The organism is Kitasatospora sp. MBT63, from assembly GCF_000710465.2.
GTDB lineage: Bacteria > Actinomycetota > Actinomycetes > Streptomycetales > Streptomycetaceae > Kitasatospora.
Map to the genome: position 1 here is coordinate 1 of NZ_JAIZ01000089.1, position 25,174 is coordinate 25,174.

The window sequence follows — 25,174 nt, forward strand, 5'->3', positions numbered from 1 at the left end:
CGGAGCAGCGGTCACGGTCGTCGTCGTGTCCGCCTTCGCGACGTCTTGATCGGATGCCGCGCTGGTGCTCGCTGTGAATCCAGGTCCCCCGCCGTACGAGGCGGTGAAGACGTGGTGGCCTACATCCGGGTTGACTATGAATGTGACACTCGAATTTCCGGTGGAGGAATTCTTTGCCAGTGTTCCGGCGTGGCTTCCGCTGGAGTCCGAACTATCAGTGAAAAACACGATTCCCGTAGGTGGAAGGCCGGTTGAACTGGTCACATTGACCGTGTAGGACAAGGGTTGGCCGACTGACGGGGTGGCGGGATTTCCGGGGTCCGGGGTGATTGACGTAACCGTATCGGAATTGACATTTTCAAGATCAAATTTGGCATCCGTGTCAATATTCTTGACATGGGCGACGACCTGGAACCTCCCAGTTGTCGAATTTGCTGTCAGCGAGGGAGAGGTGGCCAAACCTGAGGAATCTGTAAGAGCCTTCGTGGAATCGGAAAATACGGCAGATGCGCCGCTGGACGGAGCTGCGAACGTTACCTCGACGCCCTCCAGCGGATTCCCGCCGGAATCTGTCACCAGAGCCTTGAGGTTTGTGCCGAATACCCCTCCCACCGCTGCCGACTGTCCAGAACCCTGGTCGGCCGACACTTTTGACTCGCCAACTACTCCGAGTGCAACCGCCATGGGAGAGGCTCCGACGGGGATGGAGACGGGTGCGAAAACGGAAACGCTACTACTCGCACCGTTGGTGATGTATGCATGAACGCCGTCCGGACCTATGGCGATCCGTCCTGGAGAGTCGATCTTATCAGTGATGGTTGATGTTACCGAATTCGTTGTCGATTTTATTACTGAAACACTCTTCGATCCTGCATTGGTGACATAGATGCGTGTTCCATCCGGGCTGACGGCTACATCAATAGGGGCGGTGCCGACGGCTATGGTGGAAATATTTCCATTGGTCGTCGTGGTGTCGATTACCGAGATGCTTGGCAGGGTCAAATTAGCGACGTATACCAGATTTCCATCAGGGCTTATAGAGATGCCGACGGGGCTGGAATTGCCGTCGAGGCTGTAGCTTTTAGTGATTGATTTGCTGGCGGTGGATATGAGCGTCACGTTGTGCTTCAGGACGTCCGTGACAAATAGATTGTTCCCATTCGGGCTGATTGCCAGGTCGCGCAGTCCTGATGAGTTTCCGAAATCGATTGTGCTCAAGGCATTGCTAGCCGTGTCGATGATCAGCACGCTGGCCGGGGATCCGTCCGTGGAGACGTAAATGGTACTGCTGAGGGGATCGGGGCTGGTTGCGACGTCCCATGGGCTAGTTCCGAGTTTGATTGTTGTCGGGGATACAGTGTTGTTGGTGGTGTTGATCACCGATATGTCGTTCGAGTCGTGGTTGGAGACGTAGGCGCGCTTGCCATCGGCGCTCACGGCTACCCTGATCGGGCTGCTCCCCACCGGAACCGTGGCGATCACGGCATTGGTGCCGGTGTCAATCACGGAAACGTTGTTGGCCGAGGAATTTGTAACGTATGCTCGACTGCCGTTCGGACTCACCGCAACGCCGGACGGGGCCGAGCCTGCCGTCAGGCTGATGGTGGAGCTAACAGCGCTGATCTCCGTGGATATCGCCGAAATCGTGGAAGCTGTGCCGGCGACATAGATGTAGGATCCGTCGGGGCTGATGGTAATATCGTGCAGATCGGATCCGACCCCTTTGTCAATGGTGGCGATTACGGCGGTTTGCGGGTTGGCGATTCTGGAAGTATCGATCACCTTGATACTTCCCGGGTTGTTAGCCCCGCTACTCGCGTTCGCAACGAATATTCGGCTTCCATCCGGCGCCACTGCCAGCTTGACCGGGAGGCCTCCGGCGCCGGTGGGAATATACGTTCTGGCGCTGGTGTCTGCTAGGTCAATCACTGCCACGCCTGGTGCCTTGGCGCCAATCGGCATAGCGACGTAGAGGTTGTTTCCGGCTGGGCTGAGTGCCAACCCGAATGGCCTCCCCTCAATATCCCCTATGGTGCCAATCACTATATTTGACGGTGTATCGATAATTGATATGCTATTGTCTGACGAATTTGCCACATAGGCGCGCCCGAGGCGGTCTATGGCTATGTCGACGGGGGCACTTCCGACCGTTATTTGAGTGACTGATTTGGTGGCCCAGGAGATTTTGGAGACGGTGTTTTCGGAGTTGTTTGTGATGTAGGCATCGCCGTTGCCGCTGAAGGTTACGGAACTTGCGCCCTTGCCGACGGTGATAGGGGTTCCGATAACTGAATTGGTGGCTGTGGAGATTATTGAGACGCTTCCCTGGGCGCCTTGGGAGGAATTGTGTGTCACGTAGACACGCGTCCCGTCCGGGCTGACCGCTGCGTCGGTCGGCGAACCGGGCACGCTGATCGGGTTGCCGATAGCCGTGTTCGTCGCGGTGTCTACTACTGATACATTCTTCGATGAGAAATTGGGGACGTAGGCGTATTTCCCGGGAGGAGTGATGTTCACTCCCTCGGCGTGGGCCGGAGTGGAGGCGAGAGATGAAATGAATACTGCACCCCCCAACGAGAGGAGGGTGGCAAGGATTCCTGCCGTGGCGCGTGTCCCGCGTCGGCCGAGCAGACTCGGTGTGGTCGAGGTCGGCATGGGGTCGGGCTGTGAGGGACCCCCTCGGGTGAGGCTGCGGCGCCGACGGGTTGGATGCGCCAGTGCGACTAGGCTCATGAGTAGCAGCAGGCAGCGCCGCCCTCCCCTGCGGACTGATGATCGTAGTGCCCAGTGATCGCCTGCCTCTTGGCTGGCGCTGACTCCTGGGAGCGCGGCTCTGACGCGGGAGACCGCATCGCGAAGAAGGCGTATGAACGCGGTCGGTTCGTCAGTCGCCACAAATGCCTCCTCGCAGCGCGCGAGGGCTGATGTGGCCCCTCGTCGTGGGATCACTGTCGCAGGCGGACCCCTTGGCCGAGCTGGCTCGCTGTGCCGTAAGCCGGGCACGGATACGTGCCTCTTGGGGACGGCCGCGATCAGCCGCCCGCGTTCTCCGTGCCCCGCCTGCGGACGCGGCATAGCACCCGCAGCCCGCGCTGGCGGGTGAGGCGGCAGCAGGGGCGGGCCTGCCGGAGGGCGGCGCGGTGGCGGATGCGGCTGCCGAGGCTGGGGGTGGAGGAGAGTCCGAGGCGGACGGCGACGCGGGCGCCGCCCAGGGGGCTGCGGCCGATGGTGACCTCGCCGCCGGTGGCGGTGGCGGCGCGTCGGGCGATGTCCAGGCCGAGTCCGGTGGATCCCGCGCTGGAGCCGCGGGCGAGGGCCCGGTCGGGGTCGATGATGCCGGGGCCGGCGTCCTCGACCGCGATGGTGACGGCCTGGGCGGTCCGTTCGACGCTGATGGCGAGGGCGCACTCCTGCGGGGTGTGGCGGAAGACGTTGCCGACCATGGCGTCGAGCACGGCGGCCAGGTCGTCCTCGGGGAGTGCGACCGGGGTGGCTTCGGTGGTGATGGAGACGTCGCAGCGGCGGTTCTGCTGGGAGGCGAGGATCGCCCAGAAGGCGGCGCGGCGACGGACGACGTCGGCCACCTCGCCGAGGTCGGCGTCGGTGTGCTGGTGGGGGAGCCGCCCCGGGGGTGTGTCGCGGAAGGCCGCGCCCATGGGGCCGGTGGCGAGCGGGGTGCGGGCGGTCGTGATGATCGAGTTGAGTTCGGACTCGAGCTGGGAGATGGCGCAGCGGATGCGTTCGGCGTCGTCGGTGGGGCCGAGGCGTTCGGTGGCGAGCTGGAGTGCCGCGAGCGGGGTGCGCAGGCGGTGGGAGAGGTCGGCGACCAGTTCTCGTTCGATGGCGAGGAGTTCGACCATGCGGTCGGCCATGGCGTTGAAGGCCAGGCCGGCTTCGTAGAGTTCGGGTGGGCCGCTGGGTTCGATGCGGGTGCGCAGATCGCCGGAGCCGAGGGCGTGGGATGCGCGGGCGAAGCGCTTGGAGGAGCGGACGACCCGGGCGCCGAGACGGTCGGACAGGGCGACGGAGCCGATGACGAGGCCGCCGGCGGTGAGGGTCATCACGGCCCAGGAGGTGCCGACGCCCCTGCTCATCTCGGCCTGGGGGACGAACGACTCGATGACCGCGACCTGGTTGTGGGCGAGGACGATCGGTTGCAGGTAGACCCAGCCGCCGTGGACGTCCTCGGTGAGGGACTCGCCGCGGTCGGCGGCGCGGGCCAGTGACTCGGCGGAGGAGTGGGAGGCGCCGACGATGCGGCCGTCGGGGAGGTGGACGCCCAGGCGGTTGTCGGAGTCGAGGTCGGAGACGGCCTGGCTCAGTTCGGCGATGGTCGGCTCGACGGTCAGGAACGGGGCCAGGGCGGCGGCGCGCTGTTCGGCGGCGGTGCGGCTCTGGGTCTTGGCCTGGGACTGGAGCAGGAAGGCCAGGGGGATGAGGAAGGACAGGGCGACCATCGATGTGACGGCGAAGGCCACGCCCGCGAGTGATCGTCTCATCTGGGGGTCACCAGTTTGATGCCGACGCCGCGGACGGTCTGGAGGTAGCGCGGGCGGGCCGCGCGTTCGTTGAGCTTGCGGCGCAGTGCGGACAGGTGGACGTCGATGGTCTGCTCGTCGACGTAGGCGTCGCGCCAGACCTCGGTGAGGATGGTGCGCTTGGGCACGACCTCGTCGGCGTTGCGGGCGAGGAAGGCCAGCAGGTCGAATTCGCGGCGGGTCAGCTGGATCTCGTCGCGGTCGAGGTGGACCGTGCGGGCCCGTTCGTCGATGCGGAGCTTGCCGATGGCGATGGCTTCGCGGGAGGTGGTGTCGCGCCAGGCGCCGTCGGCCTGGTGGTCGGCGGTCGGCCGGGCGGAACGGCGCATGACGGCGGTGAGGCGGGCGGCGAGCATGGCGCTGGAGAAGGGTTTGACGATGTAGTCGTCGGCACCGGCCCGCAGGATCCGGATGATCTCGTCGTGGTCGTCCCGTGCGGTGACGATCACCACGGGGACCTGTGAGATGCCGCGCATCATCCGCAGCGCGTCCGAGCCGTCCAGGTCGGGCAGACCGAGATCCAGGACGACGGCGTCGGGCGGGGACTGGGTGAGTTCGCGCAGGGCTCCGAATCCGTCTCCGGTGCTGCGAACAGTGAATCCGTGTGCGGAGAGCCCGTCGATGAGGGAAAAACGTATGTCCGGGTCGTCTTCCACAACAAGAACGTTCGCCATGGGGACACCGTAGCGGATCGGTAATGATGGTGTTGTGCCCGTGCTCTTGCGTGTTCTCCTGTGGTTGGCCTGTACCGCTCTGGCGGTGACGGCGGTGTTCTTCGCGGTCGGCTTCGTCATCAAGTCGACGACGCCGGTGCCGGCGCTCGCGCTGCCGACGCCGACGGTGTTCGTCGCCGCGTCGGGTGAGGCGACGGATGATCCGTCCGCACTCGAGCCGCCCAAGGCTCCGGCCTCGGCTTCTCCCTCCGCGTCGCCGTCGCCGAAGGGGAGTTCCGCGTCGCCCTCGTCCGGAGTGACGCGGGCGCCCGCCACGGTGGTTCCCCGTCCGTCGCCGGCGGTGACCGGGCAGCGTCCGGGGCCGGGGTCGTCGTGTCAGGGCGGTGTCGGTGCGCATACGGTGCGCTCGAGCGGGGGGCAGGCTTCGATCAACTTCGGGAACGGGGCGGTCTGTCTGGTCTCGGCGCTTCCCGCGCCGGGTTTCACCACGGATGTGACGCAGTCCGAGCCGGGGACGCTGGTCGTCACGTTCACCAGCCGGGACCATCGTTCGCGGATCACGGCCACTCTCCAGCCACAGCCGCAGGCTTCCGTGCGGGAGACCGCCCTGTGACGGTGCGTGCCCGTAGGGGCAGTCGTCGGCTTGCGGACTCTGCCCTCTGAGCTGCCTTTCTTGCAGTGCGGGTGATGGCTTCCTTAGCTGTTCCTGAAGATCGCCTCGGAGGGCCTGTCGGAGCGGTGGCGCCGCCTATGCTCGCCTTGCCTGGCGGCGGACGACCCGGTGGCTTCGTAGTGGTTTCCACCGGGTCGTGCCTCGCCGCCGGGCGTCGACGCGGCTCGTGCCGGCCCTTTCTGCCGATGCCGGTGAGCCGTGTTCACCGACCGATGCCTGCCTGCCGGTTCGGCGTACCCGTGCGCTGCCGATGCCCTGCCGGGTGTGGTGGCCGATGCCAGGGCGCCGGCGGCGTGATCGAAGGACTCCGCATGAACCATCGACCGTTTCGTGGTGGCCGCAGGGCCGCCGGAGCCGCTGTTCTGGGAGCGGGGGCGGTGCTCGTCCTGGCGGGTTGTTCGACCGCCCAGGGCGCCGGGCCGGGCGCGGCGGGTGCCGACGACGGGATCGAGATGATTCCCGTCGCGCAGCGCAAGCCGGTGCCCGATGTGGCGGGTCGCGGCCTGGACGATCAGCCCGTCATCCTGTCGGGCTTCGCCGGCAAGGTCGTGGTGGTGAACCTGTGGGGGTCGTGGTGCGGGCCCTGTCGGGGTGAGGCGGACGATCTCGCGAAGGTGGCGGGGGAGACCGCGGACAAGGGGGTGCAGTTCTTCGGCATCGACGTCAAGGATCTGAAGCCCGACGCCCCCAGGGCCTTCGTGCGTGAGCACGGCATCACCTATCCCAATCTGTACGACCCGCAGGGGATGACGCTGCTGGGTTTCCCGCCTTCCGTGCTGAACGCCCAGGCGATTCCCTCGACCCTGGTGGTCGACCGCAGCGGGCGGATCGCGGCGCGCGCACTGCAGCCGCTCACCGGGGAGCAGCTGCACCGGATGGTGGACCCGGTCGTGGCGGAGGGGCAGTGATGGCGCTCGCGAACTCAGTGGGTCTGGCCGCTGCCGGTAACGAGACGGTGCTCCACGGAACGGTGCTGTTCGCGTTGCCGGTCGCCGTGCTGGGGGGCCTGGTCTCGTTCTTCTCCCCGTGCGTGCTCCCGCTGGTCCCCGGTTACCTGACCTACGTCACCGGCCTGTCGGCCACCGATCTGGCGGATGCCCGGGGCGGGCGTCGTGGTCGGATGCTCGCCGGGTCCGTGCTGTTCGTCTCCGGGTTCACCGCGGTCTTCGTGTCCGGCGGGGCCCTGTTCGGTTACTTCGGGCACACGCTGCTCGAGCACCAGCGGACCATCAGCCTGGTGGCGGGGGTGCTGACCGTCGTCATGGGGCTGGCGTTCATGGGTGTCCTGCCCGGCTTCACCCAGCGGGAGGCCCGGTCGCACTACCGGCCGGCGCTCGGTCTGCTGGGTGCGCCGCTGCTCGGTGTGGTCTTCGGTGTGGGCTGGACACCCTGTATCGGTCCGACCCTCGCCGCCGTCCAGGCGCTCGCCTGGAACGAGGCGAGTGCGGGACGGGGTGCGCTGCTGATGACCGCTTACTGTGTCGGGCTCGGACTGCCGTTCGTCCTGGCGGCGCTCGCCTTCCGGCGGGCGTTGGGGGCTTTCGGTGTCGTCAAGCGTCACTACCAGTGGGTGCTGCGGGCCGGCGGCGGCATGCTGGTCGTGGTCGGCCTGTTGCTGGCCACTGGGGCCTGGGATCAGTTGGTGTACCAACTGCAGCTGTGGGCCTCGCAGTTCACGTCCTCCGTGTGATTCCCGGGGTGCTTCGGGGGCGTCCGGGTTGCCGTGCGGCCGGACTGCCGAAGGGGGGAATGAGCCCTTCCTTAGCGGTTCGTTAAGTAGGTCGATTCGCTCTTTTTGTCCGAATCGATGGTCCTAGGATCAAGGTCATCAAGCGCGCTTCGCCGGCGGTCACGCCCCGGGACGCGAAGCCTCGGGAAGCCGCGAACGCGCCCACCGCCGCCAGGACCGACCGACCACCTCTCGGAGGAGAGCCGCACATGGAAATCCGCCCCCGGATGCGACCGTCGCGTCGCCGACACCGCCGGCCCCGCCGTCGGCTGCTGGTCGTCGCCGCCCTGCTGATCCCGGGGGTGGCCGGAGTGGCCCTGGCGTCCTGGGACGGCGGACAGCCCGCCAAGAACGCCGCCACCTCCTCGGTGGCCGACTCCCTCAACCTCCCGACGGCGACGGCTGTTCCCCTCTCCCCGCCGCCTTCGCAGGATCCGACCGCCACCGCGAGCGTCTCCGAGAGTGCGTCGGCCCCGCCGGCCGCGTCGCCGAGCTCCGCCGCGGCGTCCCGGCCGGCCGACGCACCAGCGAAGTCCTCGAAGAGCGCCGCCCAGTCCCAGCCGGCCAAGAGTTCGGCCGATGCGGGAGGCCAGGGCGGCTCCGGATCCTCCGGATCGTCCGCCTCCTCGTCGGGGGACGCCGCCCAGCGAGTCCTGGACCAGATCAACAAGGCCCGGGCCGACCAGGGGCTGGCCGCACTCACCCTCCTCGACGGCCTCAACAGCAGCGCCCTCCTGCACTCCCAGGCGATGTCGGCCGGGTGCGGACTCTCGCACCAGTGCTCGGGCGAGGCGGCGGTCGGCCAGCGGGAGACCGCACAGGGCGTCCGATGGTCCTCCGCCGGCGAGAACATCGGCACCGGAGGACCCGCCAAGAACGCGACCGCCGTCGGCGACATGGCCGTCAAGCTCACCCAGGACATGCTCGCCGAGCGGCCGCCGAACGACGGGCACCGGCGGAACATCCTGAGCACCTCCTTCACCCGCATCGGCATATCCGTCATCCAGGACGGCTCCGGCACGGTGTGGATGACCCAGGACTTCTCCGGATGACGATCCGTCAACGCCCCACCAGTACCCCGGTCTGACGTAGCGGCCCACCCGCCGACGCCAGCTCCCGGACAGCCAAGAGACATCCCCATCCCACCGGAACCCTCCCAGGGAGAACCACATGCGGACCCGATCGCTCCTCCTGGCCATAGCCGTCGCCACCACCGGCGCGGCGCTCACCGCCTGCGACGACCCCAAGGCCGCCCACGACTCGGCTGCCAACGTCGCCCTCGACACCGGTGTCGTGCCCTCGCTCGGCTCGTCGTCCACCCAGGCCGCCGCGCCCGCTCCCGCATCGACCCCGAGCGGCGCGGCCACTCCCTCCGCCGCCCCCAGCGCACCCGCCACCAGCGCCAGCCCGGCCGCCAAGACCACCGCCGCGGCCAAGAGCACCACCAAGGCCGCAGCCGCTCCGGCCAAGGCGGCCTCCGGCGGCGGGGCCGCTGCCGCCGTGCCCGCCGCCGCCATCAGCGGGGGATACAACGCCAACGCGGACTCCGCGGCCGAGATCGCCGCCGCGATGAGCAAGGCCAAGGCCGACGGCAAGAACGTCCTGCTCGACTTCGGCGCCAACTGGTGCGGCAACTGCAAGGCCCTCGACAAGCTCCTCACCGGCAACGCCGACGTGCAGAACGCGCTGAACTCCTCCTACCACTTCGTCAAGGTCGACATCGGCGACCACAGCACCACCAACATGAAGATCCTCCAGGGCTACGACTCCTCCGGCAGCTACGCGATGCCGGTACTCATCGTCGTGACGCCCTCGGGCACCGTCACCGCCAGCACCCAGAAGGTCGAGCGGCCCAAGACCACCGCCGACGGCTTCACCGCATTCCTCCGGAAGTGGGCCGCGTGACCCGCCGAACCCCCCTCTACGCGGCAGCCCTCCTGACCGCGCTGGCTGCCGTCGGCTGCACCAGTGCCAGCGCCGGCACCACCGGTACCGGTACAGCTGCGGCCCCCAAGCCCGCCGCCACGTTCAGCGACGGCGGCGTGACCGTGGCGCTGAGCCTCGGGAACTGGGACGGGAACAAGGGCACCGCCAGCATCACCTTCACCCCGGAGAAGGCGGGCTACCACATCTACAGCATGGACCTCCCGCCCGACGGCATCGACGGCCTGGGCCGCCCCACGGTCATCAAGCTGACCGGCTCACTGACGATGTCCGGCGCGCCGAGCACCACGTCGGCGATCCGCCAGATCACGGACGCCGGAACCTCCACCGAGGTACCGGTCTACCCCGACGGCCCGGTCACCTTCACCGTGCCGCTCGCCAAGAGCGGGACGGGCGAGGCGACTACGCTGATCAGTTACGCCGCATGCAGCGAGGACGGCTGCCTCGCACCCGTGGACGATCACCCGGTCGCCCTCACGGTCGGAGACCAGGGAATCGCCGTCCGCCACTGACCACTCCCGAGACCACCGCGGGCACCACCGGGGCGCCACACAGGGCCCGCGTCCCGCCGCGGTGGACCGCCGGCCCGCTCCCCGAGGACAGGGAGCGGGCCGGCGCTTTCCATGTGCCGCTCCGGCGGACGCACAGCGGGAGGAGGGCACGTTCACCACCCGCTCCTCAGGAGCCGACGTCACCCGGCAGGCCCTCACCTTGTGACCGGAACCCGGTCACAGGCCTGCCCGGAAGCGACGTCCCGTGTTGGCTCGGGTCCGGCGGTGTCACCCGTCAACCGCCGGACCCTGCGAGGGGGACCGCGCGACGAGGGTCGCATACATGACCGTGGTCAGACAAGAGTGCAGGCCGCCGATCACTCTCCACGGCCCCGCCGGGGCAGACGACCGGAACCACTTCCCGGAACCGGCGGGGACTCCTTCGGCGGGGAGTCCTTCGACGAGGACTCCCTGGAGCCACGCTCCCGGATCCGCACGGTCGTGAAGCTCCGCGCCGGCACAGGGTCCGCCGCCGCGCCGGACCGGTCCTCCTCCGGCGAGGACAGCTGATAGAAGCCGAGACCGAAGGAACCGGGCGCCTCCTCGACCTCGATCGGCAGGTCCGGCACCAACGGAGCCGTCACCACCAGCTCCAGACAGGCCCGCGGCGAGGATTTCAACGCCGACCACAGATCCATCGAAGCCGCCGTGGACGACGGTGGAGCCGCCCGCAGACCGACGGGCAGACCCGCCTCCGCGAGCGACCCGCCCAGACACTCCACGGGCAGCGTGTCCCTGGTGACCAGCACCGACAGAACCCGGCCGAGCAGACCGTGCGACGCCTCGGCCGTAGCGGCCTGCGCCGACACCAGATAGGTCAGCTGATACCGACGCGCGGGCAGCTTCCGGGCGACGACCTTGTGCTGCGCGTCGCGGACGTCCGTCAAGTCCGCGCCGCGCCCGTTCGGATCCTCCCGCACGTCGTACAGGAAGAGCACGACCTCCGAACACCGCGCCCCGCCGTCCCCGCTTTCCACCGGAGCAGGTGACTCGAACGTCACCACCGCATCCTGCGGCAACAACGGAGTGAGGAAGTCCCGCAGAGCGGCGTCTACTTCATGGAACATGCCCCCAGCGTGCGCACTCCGTGACCGCCGAAGCGGTGACCTTCGGGAGTCACCGGGGCCCCTTCCCCGTGCCCGATGGCGCAATGGTCGACGCCTCACTGGCCGTCCTAAGGCCCATCCCTGCGCCCCGCCCCGCCTGCGAGTCTCGGCATCAGACAGCAAACTTCTACTCACGGCAGGAGGGCTCGTGCCCAGCTATCTGTCACCCGGTGTGTACATGGAGGAAGTCTCCTCCGGTTCAAGGCCCATCGAAGGCGTCGGCACAGCCGTAGCAGGCTTCGTGGGATTCGCCGAAAAGGGCCCGGTCAACGAGCCGACCTTGGTCACCAACTGGTCCCAGTTCACCCAGAACTTCGGCGACTTCATCGAGGGAAGCTACCTCGCCCACGCCGTCTACGGCTACTTCCTCAACGGCGGCGGGGTCGCCTACGTGGTCCGCATCGGCGGATCCGATCCCGTGCCCCAGACCCCGGCGCAGGCCGCCCTCCCCGCCGGCAGCGGTTCCACCAGGCCCGCGCTGATCGCCAAGGCCCTGGTACCCGGCGACGAGGGCCAGCAGATCACCGTCGAGGTGAGCGAGGCGTCCGAGCCCGGAGAGGACACCTTCAAGCTGGTCGTCAGCCGCAGCGGGCCCAAGGAGACCAAGGAGACGTACGACAACGTCACCGTGAAGAAGGGCCCCAAGAACGTCGTCACCGCGGTCCGCCAGGCCTCCAAGCTCATCCTCCTGGAGGAGATCAAGGGCGTCGCGGCGGTCGCCCCCGCGCACGGAAGCCGGGTGTCGCTGACCACCGTCGACGAGCCCGCGCCCACCGTCCCCCGCGTCTCCGCCGGTGACTACCTCGGCGACTCCCTCGACCGCACCGGCTTCGCGGGCCTCGAGGCGATCGACGAGATCACCATGCTGTGCGTCCCCGACGTCATGGCCGCCTACCAGCGCGGCATCCTCGACATGGACGGCGTCAAGGCCGTCCAGCTCGGCATGATCGCCCACTGCGAGCTGATGGCCGACCGCATCGCGATCCTCGACGCACCCCCCGGCCTGAACGCCCGCCAGGTGATGAACTGGCGGCAGGACACCGCCGGATACGACTCCAAGTACGCGGCACTGTACTGGCCGTGGCTGAAGGTCATGGACCCGGTGGCCGGCAAGGCCGTCGTCGTCCCGCCGTCCGGCCACATGGCAGGCGTCTGGGCCCGCAACGACGCCACCCGCGGCGTCCACAAGGCCCCCGCCAACGAGACCGTGCGCGGAGCCATCGCCCTGGAACTGGCCATCACCAAGGGCGAACACGACCAGCTCAACCCGATCGGGGTCAACTGCGTCCGCGCCTTCCCCGGCCAGGGCATCCGGGTCTGGGGTGCCCGAACCCTCTCCAGCGACCCCGAGTGGCGCTACATCAACGTACGCCGACTCTTCAACTGGGTCGAGGAGTCCATCCTCCAGGGCACCAACTGGGTCGTGTTCGAGCCCAACGACCCCAAGCTCTGGGACTCCGTCAAGCGCACGGTCGGCATGTTCCTGCGCCAGGTGTGGCGCGACGGAGCACTGTTCGGCCGCACCCCCGACTCGGCGTACTTCATCAAGTGCGACGAGGAGAACAACCCCCCGTCCAGTCGGGACCAGGGAATCCTCAACGTCGAGATCGGCATCGCACCCGTCAAGCCGGCGGAGTTCGTCGTCTTCCGGATCTCGCAGTACTCCGACGGCTCCGGCCTCGAGGAGTGAACACGTCCGCCCACACGGACAATCCCCTCTCAAGAAAGAAGAAATAAACGATGGTCGGAGGACTCGGGGCCCAGCAGCCCCAAGACGCCCTGACTGCGGCACGGTTCTCAGTCGTCATCGACGGCTACGAGATCGCGTCCTTCTCAGAGCTGTCCGGCATCACGACGGAAGTCGAACCGGTCGACTACCTCTCGTCCTCCGACAAGGAGGTCATCTTCAAGAAGCTCCCCGGCAAGCGGAAGCCCCCCACCGTCATCCTCAAGCGCGGCAAGACCCGCGGTGTCGAGCTGTGGTCCTGGCACCAGGCCGTACTGGAGGGCGAGCTCACACTCGCCCGCAAGAGCGCCTCACTCGTCATGTACAGCTTCGACGGCCAGCCGGTCGCCCGGTACTACCTCGAACACGCCTGGCCGAGCAAGCTGGAGGTCGGCGCACTGAAGGCAGGCTCCAACGAAGTACTGATGGAGACCGTCACCCTGGTGTGCGAGAACATCCAGCGGGTGGCGCCGTGACCACCATGGCCCCGCCCGACGCCGGAATGCGCACCGAATACCCGTTCGTCCTGCCCCGCGGCTTCGTGGACGAGCACGGCCAGGTCCACCGCGAAGGCGTCATGCGCCTGGCGACGGCCCGCGACGAGCTCACCACACAGACGGACCCGCGGGTCCGTCAGAACCCCGCCTACCTGACGGTCCTCCTGCTGGAACGCACCGTCACCAAGCTCGGCACCCTCGCCGGGGTCGACACCTTCGTCATCGAGAACCTCTTCGCCTCCGACCTGGCCTTCCTACAGGACCTGTATCGGCGGATCAACCAGGACGGCCACACCGAGGCCGCGGTCGGATGCCCCTCCTGCGGGCACCAGTTCGCCGTGGACATCGCCGGTGATGCCAAGGGGGGATCGTGACGTACGCGGCTGACCGCCTCTGGGAGGAGACCGCGTACGTCGCCTACTACCTCCACTGGCCACTCGACTCGATCCTCGACCTCGAACACCCGATGCGCGAACGCGTCATCGACGAGATCGGCCGCATCCACACCCGCCTCGGCGGGTGACCACCACCCACCTCAGCCCGCCTCGACCCAGTACCAGGAGAACGAGCAATGCGTTGGCCTCTCTGGCGCAACCGCTCCACACAGCCCGTGAGCGCGCACGCGCCCGCCGGTGCGGACTCCCCTACTCCGGTGTCCGCCACGGCGTCCCCGCCGGCCACCACGACCGGACCGGCGACCCAGCCGGCCCGGGCGACGGCCGGCGCCTGGGTCACCGCACCACCGCTGCGCACCCTCTCGGCACTGGTGGCACCGACCGTCGGCCCGGCACCGATGACGCTCCCCCAGGTGGCCGGCACCCGATCGCTCCTCCCTTCCCCGCACGTCGACCGCTCGGCCGCGCCCGTCGGCCGGGCGGATCTCCTGGCCACCGTGCTGCCCGCCGCCGAGGACCCGACCCGGTCGGCCACCCCACCCGGAGCGAGCCGAACTCCCTCCACCGAGACGGGCGTCGACCACCCGGGCACGGACGCCGACCCGCAGCCGCGCGGCAGCCGCCCGCTGCGCTGGGTCGCCACCCACGACCGCACCCCCGCGCAGGCCGCACCGCTGACCAAGGCGGTGGAGTCCTACGTCGGAGACGCCCGTGAACCGGCCGAACCGTACCGCGCCCCCGGCTGGCTCCGCGCCGCCGCCACCCAGGCCCACCTGTTCACCCCCGAGCCGGCTCCCTCCCGGGAGACCGAGGACGTGGAACTGCCCCCGTTGGACTTCTCCGGGCACGGGCTCATCGCCTCCTGGCAGGCACCGGAACCGCCCGCCCCCGAACAGCCGGAAGAGCCCGAGCGGCCCCTGCCCACCCTGCCCGCTGTGGAACGCGGCCGGCCCGCGGCACGGCGACGCAGTCTGGGCGAGAGCCGCCGCCTCGGCCTGGGCGCCCCGATCAGCCAGACACCGGGTCAGCGCTCCGACCTGCCCCCGCTCCGGCACGACACGGCCTCTGACAACGCTCTCACCGACACCGCTCTCACCGACGCCGCGCCCACCGACGCCGCGCCCACCGACTCCACTCCCACCGACACCGCGGACACCGACGACAGCTCCGACGGCGGCGGCTCCGACCTTGCTACGCATCCTCCGCCTCCCGGGTCCGCCCCGGCCCCCGATGCGGACCCCGGCCCCAGGACCCTCCCCGCGCTTCCCCTGCCGCTCCCCGAGAGCCATGCGGGGGATTCGAACCTGCCGCCACTGCTGCACCCGGCGAGCGCCCAGCCCGGGGAACGCCCGCAGGGGCCGGCCGTCGGCGCCGAACCGCAGCCCGCTGCGCAGGCGCTCTACCGTCCGGCCCCGCAGGAGGCCCCCCAGCCGGCTCCGACCACGGCCCAGGTGCTCGCCGCGATCCCGCTGGCCGCGCCGCCGCCGCCGGACGTCGAGCGGGTACCGCCCACGGTCGCCGCCGCGTTCAAGGCCGCGTACGGCGCGGACGTCTCCCGGGTACCGGTGCACCGGGGACCGCAGGCCTCGACCGAGGCCCGGCTCCTGCACACGCGCGCCTTCTCCCGGGGCGGCGCGGTCTACCTGCCGTCGGCGGAAGGGCCACTGGACTCGCCCGGGGCCCGGGCCGTCCTCAACCACGAACTCATGCACGTGGTCCAGCAGCGGACGCTCGGCAGCGCGCTCCCCGAGGAGCACACCGTCCACGGCCGCGCGCTGGAGGCCGAGGCCCGGCAGGCCGAGACCCTGGCCGTCGGGGCGACGGCCCCGGCCGAGCTGACCCACCCGCCGGCCGCCGCCAGCACGGACCGACAGGTCCAGCAGGTGATCGACGAACTGGTCCGCCAGGGCATCGCCCACCGCGACGGGGCGGGCAACGTGCTGATCGGCACGGACTTCGAGCTCCCGGACCTGTCCGCCACCGTGGCACAGCGGTTGGGAACCGAGGAGAAGCTTCAGGAGATCAAGCTCAAGGCCATCGCGGAGGCCCGGGGGATCAGCGAGATCACCACCTTGGACGATCCCAAGCTGTCCGAGAACGACAGACGCGATATCGCCTACGAGGTGCAGCAGTGGCTGAAGGCCGACACCTCGGACCTGACCAACACCACCTGGCTTGAGAACACCAAGCTCGCAGCCGTCCAGGCACGTTGGACGGACGGCGGCGGCGACGCGGAGAAGATGCCCTCGACGTTCCCGGCCCTCGAGGGCCAGACCAAGCTCGCGCTGGAGATCGAGAAGGAGAAGGCGCTCCTGCGGGATCTGGCGGAGAAGGAAGGGGCCTCGACGGACGATCTGCCGCGGATACCGAAGGTCATCGGCAAGTGGAAGATCGAGGCGCTCGTCGAGCTGGAGAAGCTGGCGAAGAAGGCCGAGAAGTTCTGGAAGGAACGCGGCGGCTACGAGGGCCTCACGATCAAGGTCTCCTACCAGCCGAGTCTGCTGGAGAAGGGCCGAGTCCTCTACATCGAGCCCCCCACGGACGAGATCGTCATGCAGGACACCACGGAGGTCGAGGTGGTGGTGTCCGAGGGAAAGGACGAGAAGGGCGCGATCACCGGTGATCTCCTTCTCGGCGCCGCCGAGACCTTCATGGGGATGTTCGGTCTGAAGATCGACGACCGGGATCGCAAGAGGTTCCGCGAGATGGGCGGGGCCCGGCGTTCCGAAGCGACAGTCCATACGCCGCTCACCGGGTCACAGGACGACGACGGCGACGACGAGGAGCAGGAGAGCAAGGGAAAGGAGGGCAGGGGAGAGAAGGGCGAGAAGAAGGAGAGCGAGAAGAAGGAGAGCGAGAAGAAGACTCCGGTTCCGGCGCCGACCACCGCGAAGACCTCGCAGACGGCGACGGGTACCCCGCCGGCCGCCTCGAAGGTGCCGACGGGCGGTGCCACGCCGGGCGGAGGTACGACGCCCGCGGTGGTCGTCCCCCTGCCCCTGCCCCTGCCCGAGCCGACCACGACGGCACAGCCGGTGCCCGGGGCGGAACCCGGGCCCGTGCGGCCGCCCGAGGCTGCCGCAGGCACTCCCGGCACATCCGTCACCACGAGCCCCGGCGGGAACCCGCCGGCCACCCCGGGTGCCGGCGGGGTTTCACCGGCCACCCCGGGCGCCGGCGTCAGCCTGCCGACCACGGTGGGTGCGGTGGAGACCCCGCCACCATCGGCCGCGATCACCACGGCGGCCGCCATCGGGGCGGCGACGGTCATGGCCTCGGTCCCCCCGCCCCCGGAGGTGACGAAGACCCCGGTGGTCGGCACCAAACCGTCGACCGGGTCCGGCAGGAAGCCGGAAAAGAAACCGGAGAAGGAGCTCAAGCCGCTCGAGATGCCCGCAGTGATCGGGAAGAAGCAGATCGAGGCGGAGAAGGCTCTCAGAGACAAGAAGATCAAATACGCGGTCCTCCTCCAGGACAGCTTCCGCCCGGCAGGTGAGGTGATCTTCGCCTCGCCGGACGCGGGATCCCGACTCGATACGGACGAGAACGTAGGAAAGCAATCCAGTGAAATACCGGTCGAGATCATCGTCTCCGCGGGAATCCGGGGTGAACTCGAAGGCGGGGAGGCCGGGCTCTCCATGGCCGCCTTCGGGCGCGCGGCGAAGGCCGAACTGGCTCTCGGGGCCGCCGAGACATTCCGAGGCATCTTCGGCCGCAAGGTCAATGACAAATGGCGGGCCGAACACGGAGGTGAACAGCGTGCAGGAGCTGCGATCTTCGAGCCGGTGGCGGACGAAGAGCCGGAACCGGAGGACGATTTCGGGGCCGGACCCGAGGGCGACCTCGCGCAGGAGCCGGAAGAGATAGCCGCCACCGGCGGGCTGCCGCCCGCAGTGGGCTCGGCTGCGGCGAGCACCCTGCCACCCGCAGTGAGCGGCTCGGCCGCGGCGAGCACCCTGCTGGCCGCGGTGACGGGCGCGGGAGTGACTCTCGGAGGGCAGGCCGCGGCCACCGTCGCTGCGCCTGATCCCGGGTCACCCGACAACAAGACCTCCACGGGCGGGAGGGCGAGCCTGGACGATCTCGATCTCAATGAGGTCGCGGACAGGCTGTACCCCCGCATCCGGAGCAGGCTGGCACGGGAGCTGAGAATCGACCGTGCCCGCCAAGGAATTTTCAGTGATTTCCGTTAAATGGAGCAGAAATGACGACTTTCGATTCACTCGGACTTGCCAACCGGTTCCAGGTCAAGCTGGACGGGGCGACAAACATCGACCTCGGGTTCTGGTCGACGGTGGGCGGACTCGACGTCACCTGGGGACTGTGCGAGTACCGGGCCGGAGATTCGGGAAACTCCCGGTTGTACTACCCCGGGTCCACCAAGTACTCGGACATCGTGCTGACCCGGGCTGCATGCGCCCAGTCCCAGACGGTTCAGGATTGGCTTTCCCAGGGTTCCCTGTCGCTGCAGAAGTGGTCCGGGACCATCTACCTGGGAAATACCGAGACCCAGGCCATCATGACCTGGACGCTGATCAACGTCATGCCGTTGAAGTGGGCGATCGAGAAGTTCGACGCCAGTGCGAGCAAGGTGGCGATCGAGACCCTCACGCTCGCGCACGAGGGATTCCTCAAGGACGACACCAAGTTCAACAGCGCGCTGCTGGCGCCCGGGTCGGTCCAGGCATCGTCGACCTCTGCGGGATTCGGCGACACGTCCGCGGGCGGCGGCGCGGCGCGAGGGACCGCGGGTGGAGCTGTCTGATGACCGGGGCGGTTCAGCAGGAGAAGTTCGTCCCCGGCATCACGCTGCGCTTCCAGGTCACCATCGAAGGCCTGGACCTGGGGGCGTGGAAGAGCTGCAAGGGCCTGACGGTCTCCTTCAAGCACAAGCCCATCTACGAGGGCGGCAACTACGAGTCGCCGGTCTCCATGCTCGCCGAGCAGCTCGAATACCAGACGATCACCCTGCAGCGCGCGATCGCCAACAGCACATCGTCGACGGTTCAGGCATACCTCAAGCAGGTCGCGGCCTCATGGTTCCACGCACCGAGCTGCGACTACCGGGGCGGCACCGGCAGCATCACCCTCTACGACGCCTCGCTGGCGCCCGTCTACACCTGGAATCTCCGCGGCGTCTACCCGGTCAAGTGGGCGGGGCCCGACCTGGACGCCATGGGGAGCGGCGGGGTGGCACTGGAGACCTTGGAACTGGCCCACCAGGGCTTTCTGTAAGGAGCAGGTCATGGCGCTTGCCGAATACGAGAACTGGGGACCGGCGGGAGAGTACGACCGGGCGAAGCTGACCTGCTTCGCCCCCAAGCCCGGCTTCGTGGTCTTCAACTACAACCCCAACAAGATCACCTTCAAGCGCAGCGCCAAGGCGAAGAGCCGGACAACGGCAGGCAGTTCGACCGGCAGCCAGCTGCAGGAGAGCGAGCTCATCACCATCAGCGTGAACGGCAACGTCCTCGAAGGCACGGACACCAAAGCGCGCTGTGACCTCCTGCTCTCCTGGGCCGCACCGCCTGACAACAGAGTGGAAGCGGCACTGGTCAGCCTCCTCGACCTGGCCGTGGAGCTGCCCCGGATCCAGTTCCAATGGGGTCTGCCGGCGTACGGGTTCGTCTGCGATGTGGTCATGACCAACTGCGACGTCACCTACGAGCGGTTCGACAGCATGGGCGTGCCCTCCCGTGCCGTCGTCAATCTCACGCTCATCGAGCAGCCGCCGATCCTGCCGTTCACCAACCCGACGTCCGGAGGCCTACCCGGGCGCCGGGCCCACCAGGTCTGCGAAGGCGAGCGGCTGGCGCAGATCACCACCAAGGAGCTGGGCCATCCGCGCCACTGGCGGGAGCTCGCCAGGTCCAACGACATCGACGACCCGCTGCGGGTACGGCCCGGCCAGTACATCTACGTGCCCAACCCGAGTGAACTGAAGCGCGAGGACTAGGACATGCCCGACACGTTCTTTCCGCTGGACGGGGGGTCCGCCACCCGGAAGGCCAGTGTGCTGATCGGAGGCGGAATCGCCATGCCGGGCCCGCCGGTCCCTCTGCAGACGATCATCGACACCCTTGCAGCCGAGGGCGGAGCTGCTCCGCAGATCCTGCGCGTCGTGGTCGACACACATCTGCACATGCCGGACATGTTCGAGATCACGATCCACGACCCCAACGGCGTGATCATCGAGGAGGCGGGGCTGGTCATCGGACAGCAGGTCACGATCCTTGCGCCCAGGCCGAGCACCGGTGTACGGCCGGTGATGATCGGCGAGATCACCGGCCTCGAAGCCATCTGCGACCAGGTGGCCACCACGACCGTGGTGCGGGGATACGACCGGCTCCACCGGCTGCAGCGAGCCAAGCACACCCAGGCCTGGTTCAACACGACCGACGCGGAGATCGCGACGGAGATCGCGGTACGCGTCGGTCTGGTCGCCGGCGAGGTCATCCCCTCCCCGACCTTTCACGAGCACATCGCCCAGTTCAACCAGACCGACTGGGAGTTCCTCAGTTTCCGGGCGTCCGAGATCGGATACGAGTTCGGCGTCGAGGCGGGAGACGTCTTCTACTTCCGCCCGGCGAGCAGCGGGCTCGAGGGCGCCCCCCTTGCCGCCGAGAGAGCCGAGCTGATCGGGGCCGCCCCCCTCGTCTTCAAGCAGAACCTGATCAGGTTCCAGCCGAGCATCAGCGCCGACAACCTCACCCCCACCACAGAGGTTCGGATGTGGGATCCGGAGCTCGGTCTTCCGGTCGCCGAACCCGGCGTACCCGCGACTCTCTCGGCGGTCGTCCCCTCGACCCCGGCCGAACTGGCCGAACTCGCCATGGCGGCTGCGGAGATCGCACAGGCAGCGGGAGAGGCCGAGGCGGAGGCGAAGATGGCCGCCCAGGAGGCCGAGGAGATGGAGGTGCCGAGTCGCGCGGATGCCGGGCCGCCGGCCGATCCCCTCGCCTACGTGGTCATGGACCGCCCGGTCGGCATGGGGGTCACGGGTGCGCTCAACGCGGAAGCCCTGTCCGTCAGCATCGGCGACCAGCTCGGTGGCACCTTCGCCGAGGCGGAGGGCATCACCGTCGGAGATCCGGGAGTCTCGGCGGGTCTCCCGGTTCTGGTGGAGGGTGTGCCGGCGATGTTCGAAGGCGTATGGATCGTCACCCAGGGCCGGCACGTATTCGACGACGAGGAAGGCGGATACCGGACCCATTTCTGGGTGTCCGGCCGGCAGGACCGGTCCCTGCTGGGGCTGACCAACGGCGGCCGGGTGACCGCGCCGCCACCCCGGGTCAACGGGTTCCTCTGCGGGATCGTCAGCAACAACTTCGACCTGCTGGAGATGGGACGCGTCAAGTTCAAGCTGCCATGGCTCTCGGAACTGTACGAGTCCGACTGGGCCCGGGTCGTACAGATCACGGCAGGGACGACCGCCGGTTCCGTCTTCCTGCCTGCGGTGGGGGACGAGGTTCTGGTCGGATTCGAGTTCGGTGACATCCGACGGCCTTTCGTGCTCGGCGGCCTGATCAACGCCGAGAGCGTGTACCGGGAACTGTTCACACCCGCCACGGTCGAAGGCGGCGGCTCGGTGATCAGCCAAGGGTTCATGTCCCCGTCAGGAAACGCCCTGAAGTTCACCGACGTCATGGCCGAGGGCATGCCTCCCGCCGAGGAGTCCGCGGTCTCACTCGGCAGCTGGAAGGGCGACGTCGCACTGAGGATCGATCAGAGGTTCGGCAACGTCAACCTCAGCGCCGTCCCGGTCCCGGGCGAAGGAGGCGAAGCCCCGCCGGGCACCATCACCATCGTCGCGGGAGAAGGCGGCGGCATCAGCATCCTCTCCGGTGGCGCGATCATGATCGACGCACAGGAGGAGATCACCCTCGCCTCACCCGTGATCAACATCGAGGCCGCCGAAGCCCTCAACCTCGGAGCCGCCGAGATCATCACCGCCACCGCCGCCGTCATCGCCCTCAACGCCGAGTAGCCCACGACCACCCGAGAGGAGTCACGCACATGGCCGACACCGAAAACCCCGACTTCGCCGGCATCGGATGGGCGTTCCCCCTGAGCGTCACTCCCAGCGGCGGCATCGCCACGGTCTCCAGGGAAGCGACGCTGGTCAAAGCGATGAGGCTCATCCTGTCGACCTACCCGGGAGAACGCCCCATGCGTCCGGAGTTCGGCTCGCACCTGAGGGACTTCGTCTTCCGCACGATCGACGGTCAGGCGGCCTCCGAGATCGCCCACGACGTCCGGACCTCCCTGGCGCGGTGGGAACCACGGGTGGACGTCGCCTCGGTCGACGTCAAGGTCGACCCGGACGACAGCAACACCGCCTACATCGACATCGCCTACACCGTGAAGGCCACCAACGATCAGCGAAACCTGGTCTTCCCCTTCTACAGCATCCCCGACGAAGGAACCGACTTCTGATGGCACTGCCCACCCCGAACCTCGATGACCGCCGCTTCCAGGACCTGGTCGACGATGCCAAGCGCATGGTCCAGCGCCGCTGTCCGGAGTGGACGGACCACAACGTCTCGGACCCGGGCGTCACCCTCATCGAGACCTTCGCCTTCATGACCGACCAGCTGCTCTACCGCCTCAACCGCGTCCCCGACCGGCTCTACGTCAAGTTCCTGGAACTGATCGGCATCCGCATGCTGCCGCCGACCGCGGCCGGCGCCCCCGTCACCTTCTGGCTCACCGCCCCGGCCCGCACCACGAACACCGTCCCGCGCGGCACCAAGACCGCCACGGCCCGGGTGGGGAACGAGCCCGGCACCACCTTCGCCACCACAGAAGACCTCGTCCTCGTCCCCAGCTCGCTCAAGTACCTGCGAACCGAGGAGAGCGAGGGTGAGGAACTCCAGGATCCCGCCCCGGAGATCAAGCGGATCAAGCCGTTCCCGGCCTTCTCCGCCGAACCGAAGCCGGGCGACGCACTGCTGATCGGCCTGGAAGAGCCGGTACCCAGGTGCGCGGTCAGGCTCGACCTCGACTGCCAACTGGAAGGCGTCGGCGTCGACCCCACACACCCGCCGCTCGTCTGGGAGGCCTACGACGGCGAAGAGTGGATCGAGTGCGACGTACCCGAAGACCCCACCGGCGGCCTGAACCGCAAGGGAGCCATCGTCCTCCACATACCGGCCGAGCACCGGGCTGCCATCGTCGACGGCCAACGCGGAGGATGGCTACGGGCCCGGGTCACCAAGACCGAAGAGGGCCAGCCCGGCTACAGCGTCCCCCCGGTCATCCACGGGATCAAGACCGCCACCATCGGGGGCACCGCCCGGTCCGTCCACGCGGAGATCATCGACAACGAGGCTCTCGGCACGGCCGAAGGCGTCCCCGGGCAGGCCTTCACCGCCCGCCGCACACCGATCCTCACCGGAGCGGGCGAGTGCATCGTGGAGGTGAGCACGGACGACGGCTGGGAGCGCTGGGACCAGGTACAGACCTTCGCGGACAGCGGCCCCCAGGACAGACACGTCGTCGTCGACGGCTCGATGGGACGGATCGAATTCGGCCCCGCCGTCCGCGAAGCAAACGGGTCGCTGCGCCAGTACGGCGCCGTACCGCCACAGGACGCCGCCGTGCGGCTGCGCCGTTACGCGACAGGTGGAGGACGGAGCGGGAACGTCGCCAGATTTGCCATCCAGACGCTCAAATCCCCCATCCCGTTCGTCACCCGGGTCGAGAACCGCTACCCCGCCCAGGGCGGCGTCGACGGCGAGACGATCGAGGAGGCCAAGGCCCGCGGGCCCCTCGTCCTGCGGGCCCGCAGCCGTGCGGTGACCGCGGAGGACTACGAGGCGATCACCCACGAGGCGGCCCCGGAGGTCGCCCGGGTGCGCTGTCTGACAGCCGGCGAGCACGACGTCGACGCCGGCTCCGTCAAGGTCCTGGTCGTCCCCACCGCGGCGAATGTGGCCGGCCGAATCGAGTTCGAGGACCTCGTCCCCACCACGAACACCCTGAAGCGGATCACCGATCGCCTCAACGACGTCCGGCTCGTGGGCGCCCGCGTCCTGGTCGAGCCGCCGCGCTACCAGGGCGTGACCGTGGTCGCCCGGATCATCGCCCGTCAGTACGCCGACTTCGACCAGATCCGGAAAGAGGCACTCGACGGGCTCTACCAGTTCCTCAATCCCCTCACCGGCGGAAACGACGGCAAGGGCTGGCCGTTCGGACGTGACGTCCAGGTCGGCGAGATCTACTCGGTCCTCCAGCGCGTCAACGGTGTGGACTACGTCGAGGACGCACGGCTCTTCGGGGCGAACCCCGTCACCGGAGACCGCGGCCCGCAGACCAACCGGCTGGTCCTCGATCCGAACAGCCTGGTCTTCTCCTACGACCACCACGTCAAGGTCGAGGAGATGACATGAGAGGCACCACGCCGGGGATCCCCACCCCGTACCCGCTCGGTACCCTGATGCCGGCCGTCTACCAGGAGGACCCGTTCACCATGCGGTGGACCGCGGGCCTGGACGACATCCTCGCGCCGATCATCTCCACGCTCGACTGTCTCGAGGCCTACCTCGACCCCCTGGTGGCCCCGACGGACTTCCTCGAGTGGCTGGCGAGTTGGGTGGGCATCACCCTCGACCCCAAGTGGCCGCTCGACCGGTCGAGACGGGCCGTCACCCAGGCGGTGGAGCTCTACCGGATGCGCGGGACCGTCGCCGGTCTGCGTGCCTACGTCGAGGTCCTGACCGGAGGAGAGGTCGAGGTCGCCGACAACGGCGGCGCAGCCTGGTCCACCACTCCGGGCGCAGATCTTCCGGGCGAGGACACTCCCCGCCTGGCCGTCCGAATACGTGTGGACGATCCCGACAGAGTCTCCACGAGCCTGCTCGACGCATTGGTCACTGCTGCCAAGCCCGCACATGTCATCCACCGACTCGAGGTGACGCGAAGATGATCGCTTGCAAGAAATGTGGATTCCACAACCAGGACGCGGATTCCTTCTGCGGGTCGTGCGGCGGGTTCCTCGAATGGGTGGGGGAGCAGGTCACACCGAAGATCTCCGAGGAGATCGTCCAAGAGGCCGAACAAGCGGCGGAAGCGCCCCGCAAGGGGTTGCTCTCCCGAATGCAGTCCGTCATCTACGCCGACGTCGGTAAGGCGGAGCCCATCGACCGCTCGGGTAGCGGCCCAGGCGGCATGCCGGGGCGCCCCGGCATGCCCGGCGCTCCGGGCATGCCGGGACGTCCGGGGATGCCCGGCGGTCCGGGGGGTGGGCCTCCTGGGATGCCGCCGCGTCCGGGGATGCCCGGCGGTCCGGGGGGTGGACCTCCGGGGATGCCGCCGCGTCCGGGTGGTGGGCCGGGGATGC

Annotated in this window: 22 protein-coding genes; 18 read left to right on the forward strand and 4 right to left on the reverse strand. The window is 68.4% G+C overall.

Annotated elements, in window-relative coordinates; all coding sequences use genetic code 11:
* The 3 genes from AA75_RS47100 to AA75_RS05975 all read right to left on the reverse strand — a co-directional run.
* The coding region (locus AA75_RS47100) for a beta-propeller fold lactonase family protein (RefSeq protein ID WP_158515446.1) at positions 1-2,517 on the reverse strand (2,517 nt) is incomplete at its 3' end.
* Between the two features lie 515 nt (positions 2,518-3,032).
* Entirely contained in the window at positions 3,033-4,499 is a 1,467-nt protein-coding gene (locus AA75_RS05970) for a HAMP domain-containing sensor histidine kinase (protein ID WP_082526290.1), read from the reverse strand.
* Positions 4,496-5,212 carry a response regulator transcription factor gene (locus AA75_RS05975; protein ID WP_033818713.1) on the reverse strand — a complete coding sequence of 239 codons (717 nt, stop codon included), beginning with the start codon at positions 5,210-5,212 and terminating at the stop codon, positions 4,496-4,498. Before AA75_RS05975 ends, AA75_RS05970 begins: the two co-directional genes overlap by 4 nt.
* Before the next feature lie 34 nt (positions 5,213-5,246).
* On the opposite strand from AA75_RS05975, the gene AA75_RS51670 reads away from it, so the two are divergent.
* The 6 genes from AA75_RS51670 to AA75_RS06005 all read left to right on the forward strand — a co-directional run bounded on the left by AA75_RS51670 (position 5,247) and on the right by AA75_RS06005 (position 10,070).
* The gene (locus AA75_RS51670) at positions 5,247-5,825 is read left to right on the forward strand and encodes a hypothetical protein (RefSeq protein ID WP_233288939.1); all 579 of its coding nucleotides are present in this window, start codon (positions 5,247-5,249) and stop codon (positions 5,823-5,825) included.
* Between the two features lie 371 nt (positions 5,826-6,196).
* Positions 6,197-6,793 carry a TlpA disulfide reductase family protein gene (locus AA75_RS05985; protein WP_051811910.1) on the forward strand — a complete coding sequence of 199 codons (597 nt, stop codon included), beginning with the start codon at positions 6,197-6,199 and terminating at the stop codon, positions 6,791-6,793.
* Positions 6,793-7,575 carry a cytochrome c biogenesis CcdA family protein gene (locus AA75_RS05990; RefSeq protein WP_033818714.1) on the forward strand — a complete coding sequence of 261 codons (783 nt, stop codon included), beginning with the start codon at positions 6,793-6,795 and terminating at the stop codon, positions 7,573-7,575. The genes AA75_RS05985 and AA75_RS05990 overlap by 1 nt, the downstream gene beginning before the upstream one ends.
* A gap of 248 nt (positions 7,576-7,823) precedes the next feature.
* The gene (locus tag AA75_RS05995) at positions 7,824-8,666 is read left to right on the forward strand and encodes a CAP domain-containing protein (RefSeq protein WP_051811911.1); all 843 of its coding nucleotides are present in this window, start codon (positions 7,824-7,826) and stop codon (positions 8,664-8,666) included.
* 118 nt (positions 8,667-8,784) lie between these two features.
* Entirely contained in the window at positions 8,785-9,519 is a 735-nt protein-coding gene (locus AA75_RS06000) for a thioredoxin family protein (protein WP_051811912.1), read from the forward strand.
* Positions 9,516-10,070: a protein-disulfide reductase DsbD family protein gene (locus AA75_RS06005; RefSeq protein ID WP_149037970.1), complete on the forward strand. Its 555-nt coding sequence runs from the start codon at positions 9,516-9,518 to the stop codon at positions 10,068-10,070. Before AA75_RS06000 ends, AA75_RS06005 begins: the two co-directional genes overlap by 4 nt.
* Positions 10,071-10,426: 356 nt before the next feature.
* On the opposite strand, the gene AA75_RS06010 is transcribed toward AA75_RS06005, so the two are convergent.
* Positions 10,427-11,176, reverse strand: a complete 750-nt coding sequence (locus tag AA75_RS06010; protein ID WP_051811913.1) for a DUF4255 domain-containing protein — start codon at positions 11,174-11,176, stop codon at positions 10,427-10,429.
* A gap of 187 nt (positions 11,177-11,363) precedes the next feature.
* Here AA75_RS06010 and AA75_RS06015 point away from each other — a divergent pair, with 187 nt between their 5' ends.
* From AA75_RS06015 to AA75_RS06065, 12 genes are all read left to right on the forward strand, one after another.
* Entirely contained in the window at positions 11,364-12,905 is a 1,542-nt protein-coding gene (locus AA75_RS06015) for a phage tail sheath family protein (RefSeq protein WP_033818717.1), read from the forward strand.
* 50 nt (positions 12,906-12,955) lie between these two features.
* A complete protein-coding gene (locus AA75_RS06020; RefSeq protein ID WP_033818718.1) occupies positions 12,956-13,417 on the forward strand; it encodes a phage tail protein in 462 nt (153 codons plus the stop codon).
* Positions 13,418-13,422: 5 nt separating this feature from the next.
* Positions 13,423-13,812: a hypothetical protein gene (locus AA75_RS06025; RefSeq protein WP_033818732.1), complete on the forward strand. Its 390-nt coding sequence runs from the start codon at positions 13,423-13,425 to the stop codon at positions 13,810-13,812.
* A complete protein-coding gene (locus tag AA75_RS50790) occupies positions 13,809-13,961 on the forward strand; it encodes a DUF6760 family protein (protein WP_199520270.1) in 153 nt (50 codons plus the stop codon). Before AA75_RS06025 ends, AA75_RS50790 begins: the two co-directional genes overlap by 4 nt.
* 129 nt (positions 13,962-14,090) lie before the next feature.
* Complete coding sequence (locus AA75_RS06030; protein ID WP_033818719.1) at positions 14,091-18,026, forward strand: DUF4157 domain-containing protein; 3,936 nt, start codon at positions 14,091-14,093, stop codon at positions 18,024-18,026.
* An 11-nt stretch (positions 18,027-18,037) separates the two neighbouring features.
* Positions 18,038-18,598, forward strand: a complete 561-nt coding sequence (locus AA75_RS06035; RefSeq protein ID WP_033818720.1) for a phage tail protein — start codon at positions 18,038-18,040, stop codon at positions 18,596-18,598.
* Positions 18,598-19,068, forward strand: a complete 471-nt coding sequence (locus tag AA75_RS06040; RefSeq protein ID WP_033818721.1) for a phage tail protein — start codon at positions 18,598-18,600, stop codon at positions 19,066-19,068. Before AA75_RS06035 ends, AA75_RS06040 begins: the two co-directional genes overlap by 1 nt.
* Before the next feature lie 10 nt (positions 19,069-19,078).
* Positions 19,079-19,789, forward strand: a complete 711-nt coding sequence (locus AA75_RS06045) for a hypothetical protein (protein WP_051811914.1) — start codon at positions 19,079-19,081, stop codon at positions 19,787-19,789.
* A gap of 3 nt (positions 19,790-19,792) precedes the next feature.
* Positions 19,793-21,820 (forward strand): phage baseplate assembly protein V, encoded by a 2,028-nt coding sequence (locus AA75_RS06050; RefSeq protein ID WP_035980270.1) that lies wholly within the window; start codon positions 19,793-19,795, stop codon positions 21,818-21,820.
* A gap of 29 nt (positions 21,821-21,849) precedes the next feature.
* Entirely contained in the window at positions 21,850-22,269 is a 420-nt protein-coding gene (locus AA75_RS06055; RefSeq protein ID WP_033818722.1) for a GPW/gp25 family protein, read from the forward strand.
* Entirely contained in the window at positions 22,269-24,224 is a 1,956-nt protein-coding gene (locus AA75_RS06060; RefSeq protein WP_033818723.1) for a putative baseplate assembly protein, read from the forward strand. Before AA75_RS06055 ends, AA75_RS06060 begins: the two co-directional genes overlap by 1 nt.
* Positions 24,221-24,760: a phage tail protein gene (locus AA75_RS06065; RefSeq protein ID WP_033818724.1), complete on the forward strand. Its 540-nt coding sequence runs from the start codon at positions 24,221-24,223 to the stop codon at positions 24,758-24,760. Before AA75_RS06060 ends, AA75_RS06065 begins: the two co-directional genes overlap by 4 nt.
* Positions 24,761-25,174: the final 414 nt, after the last annotated feature.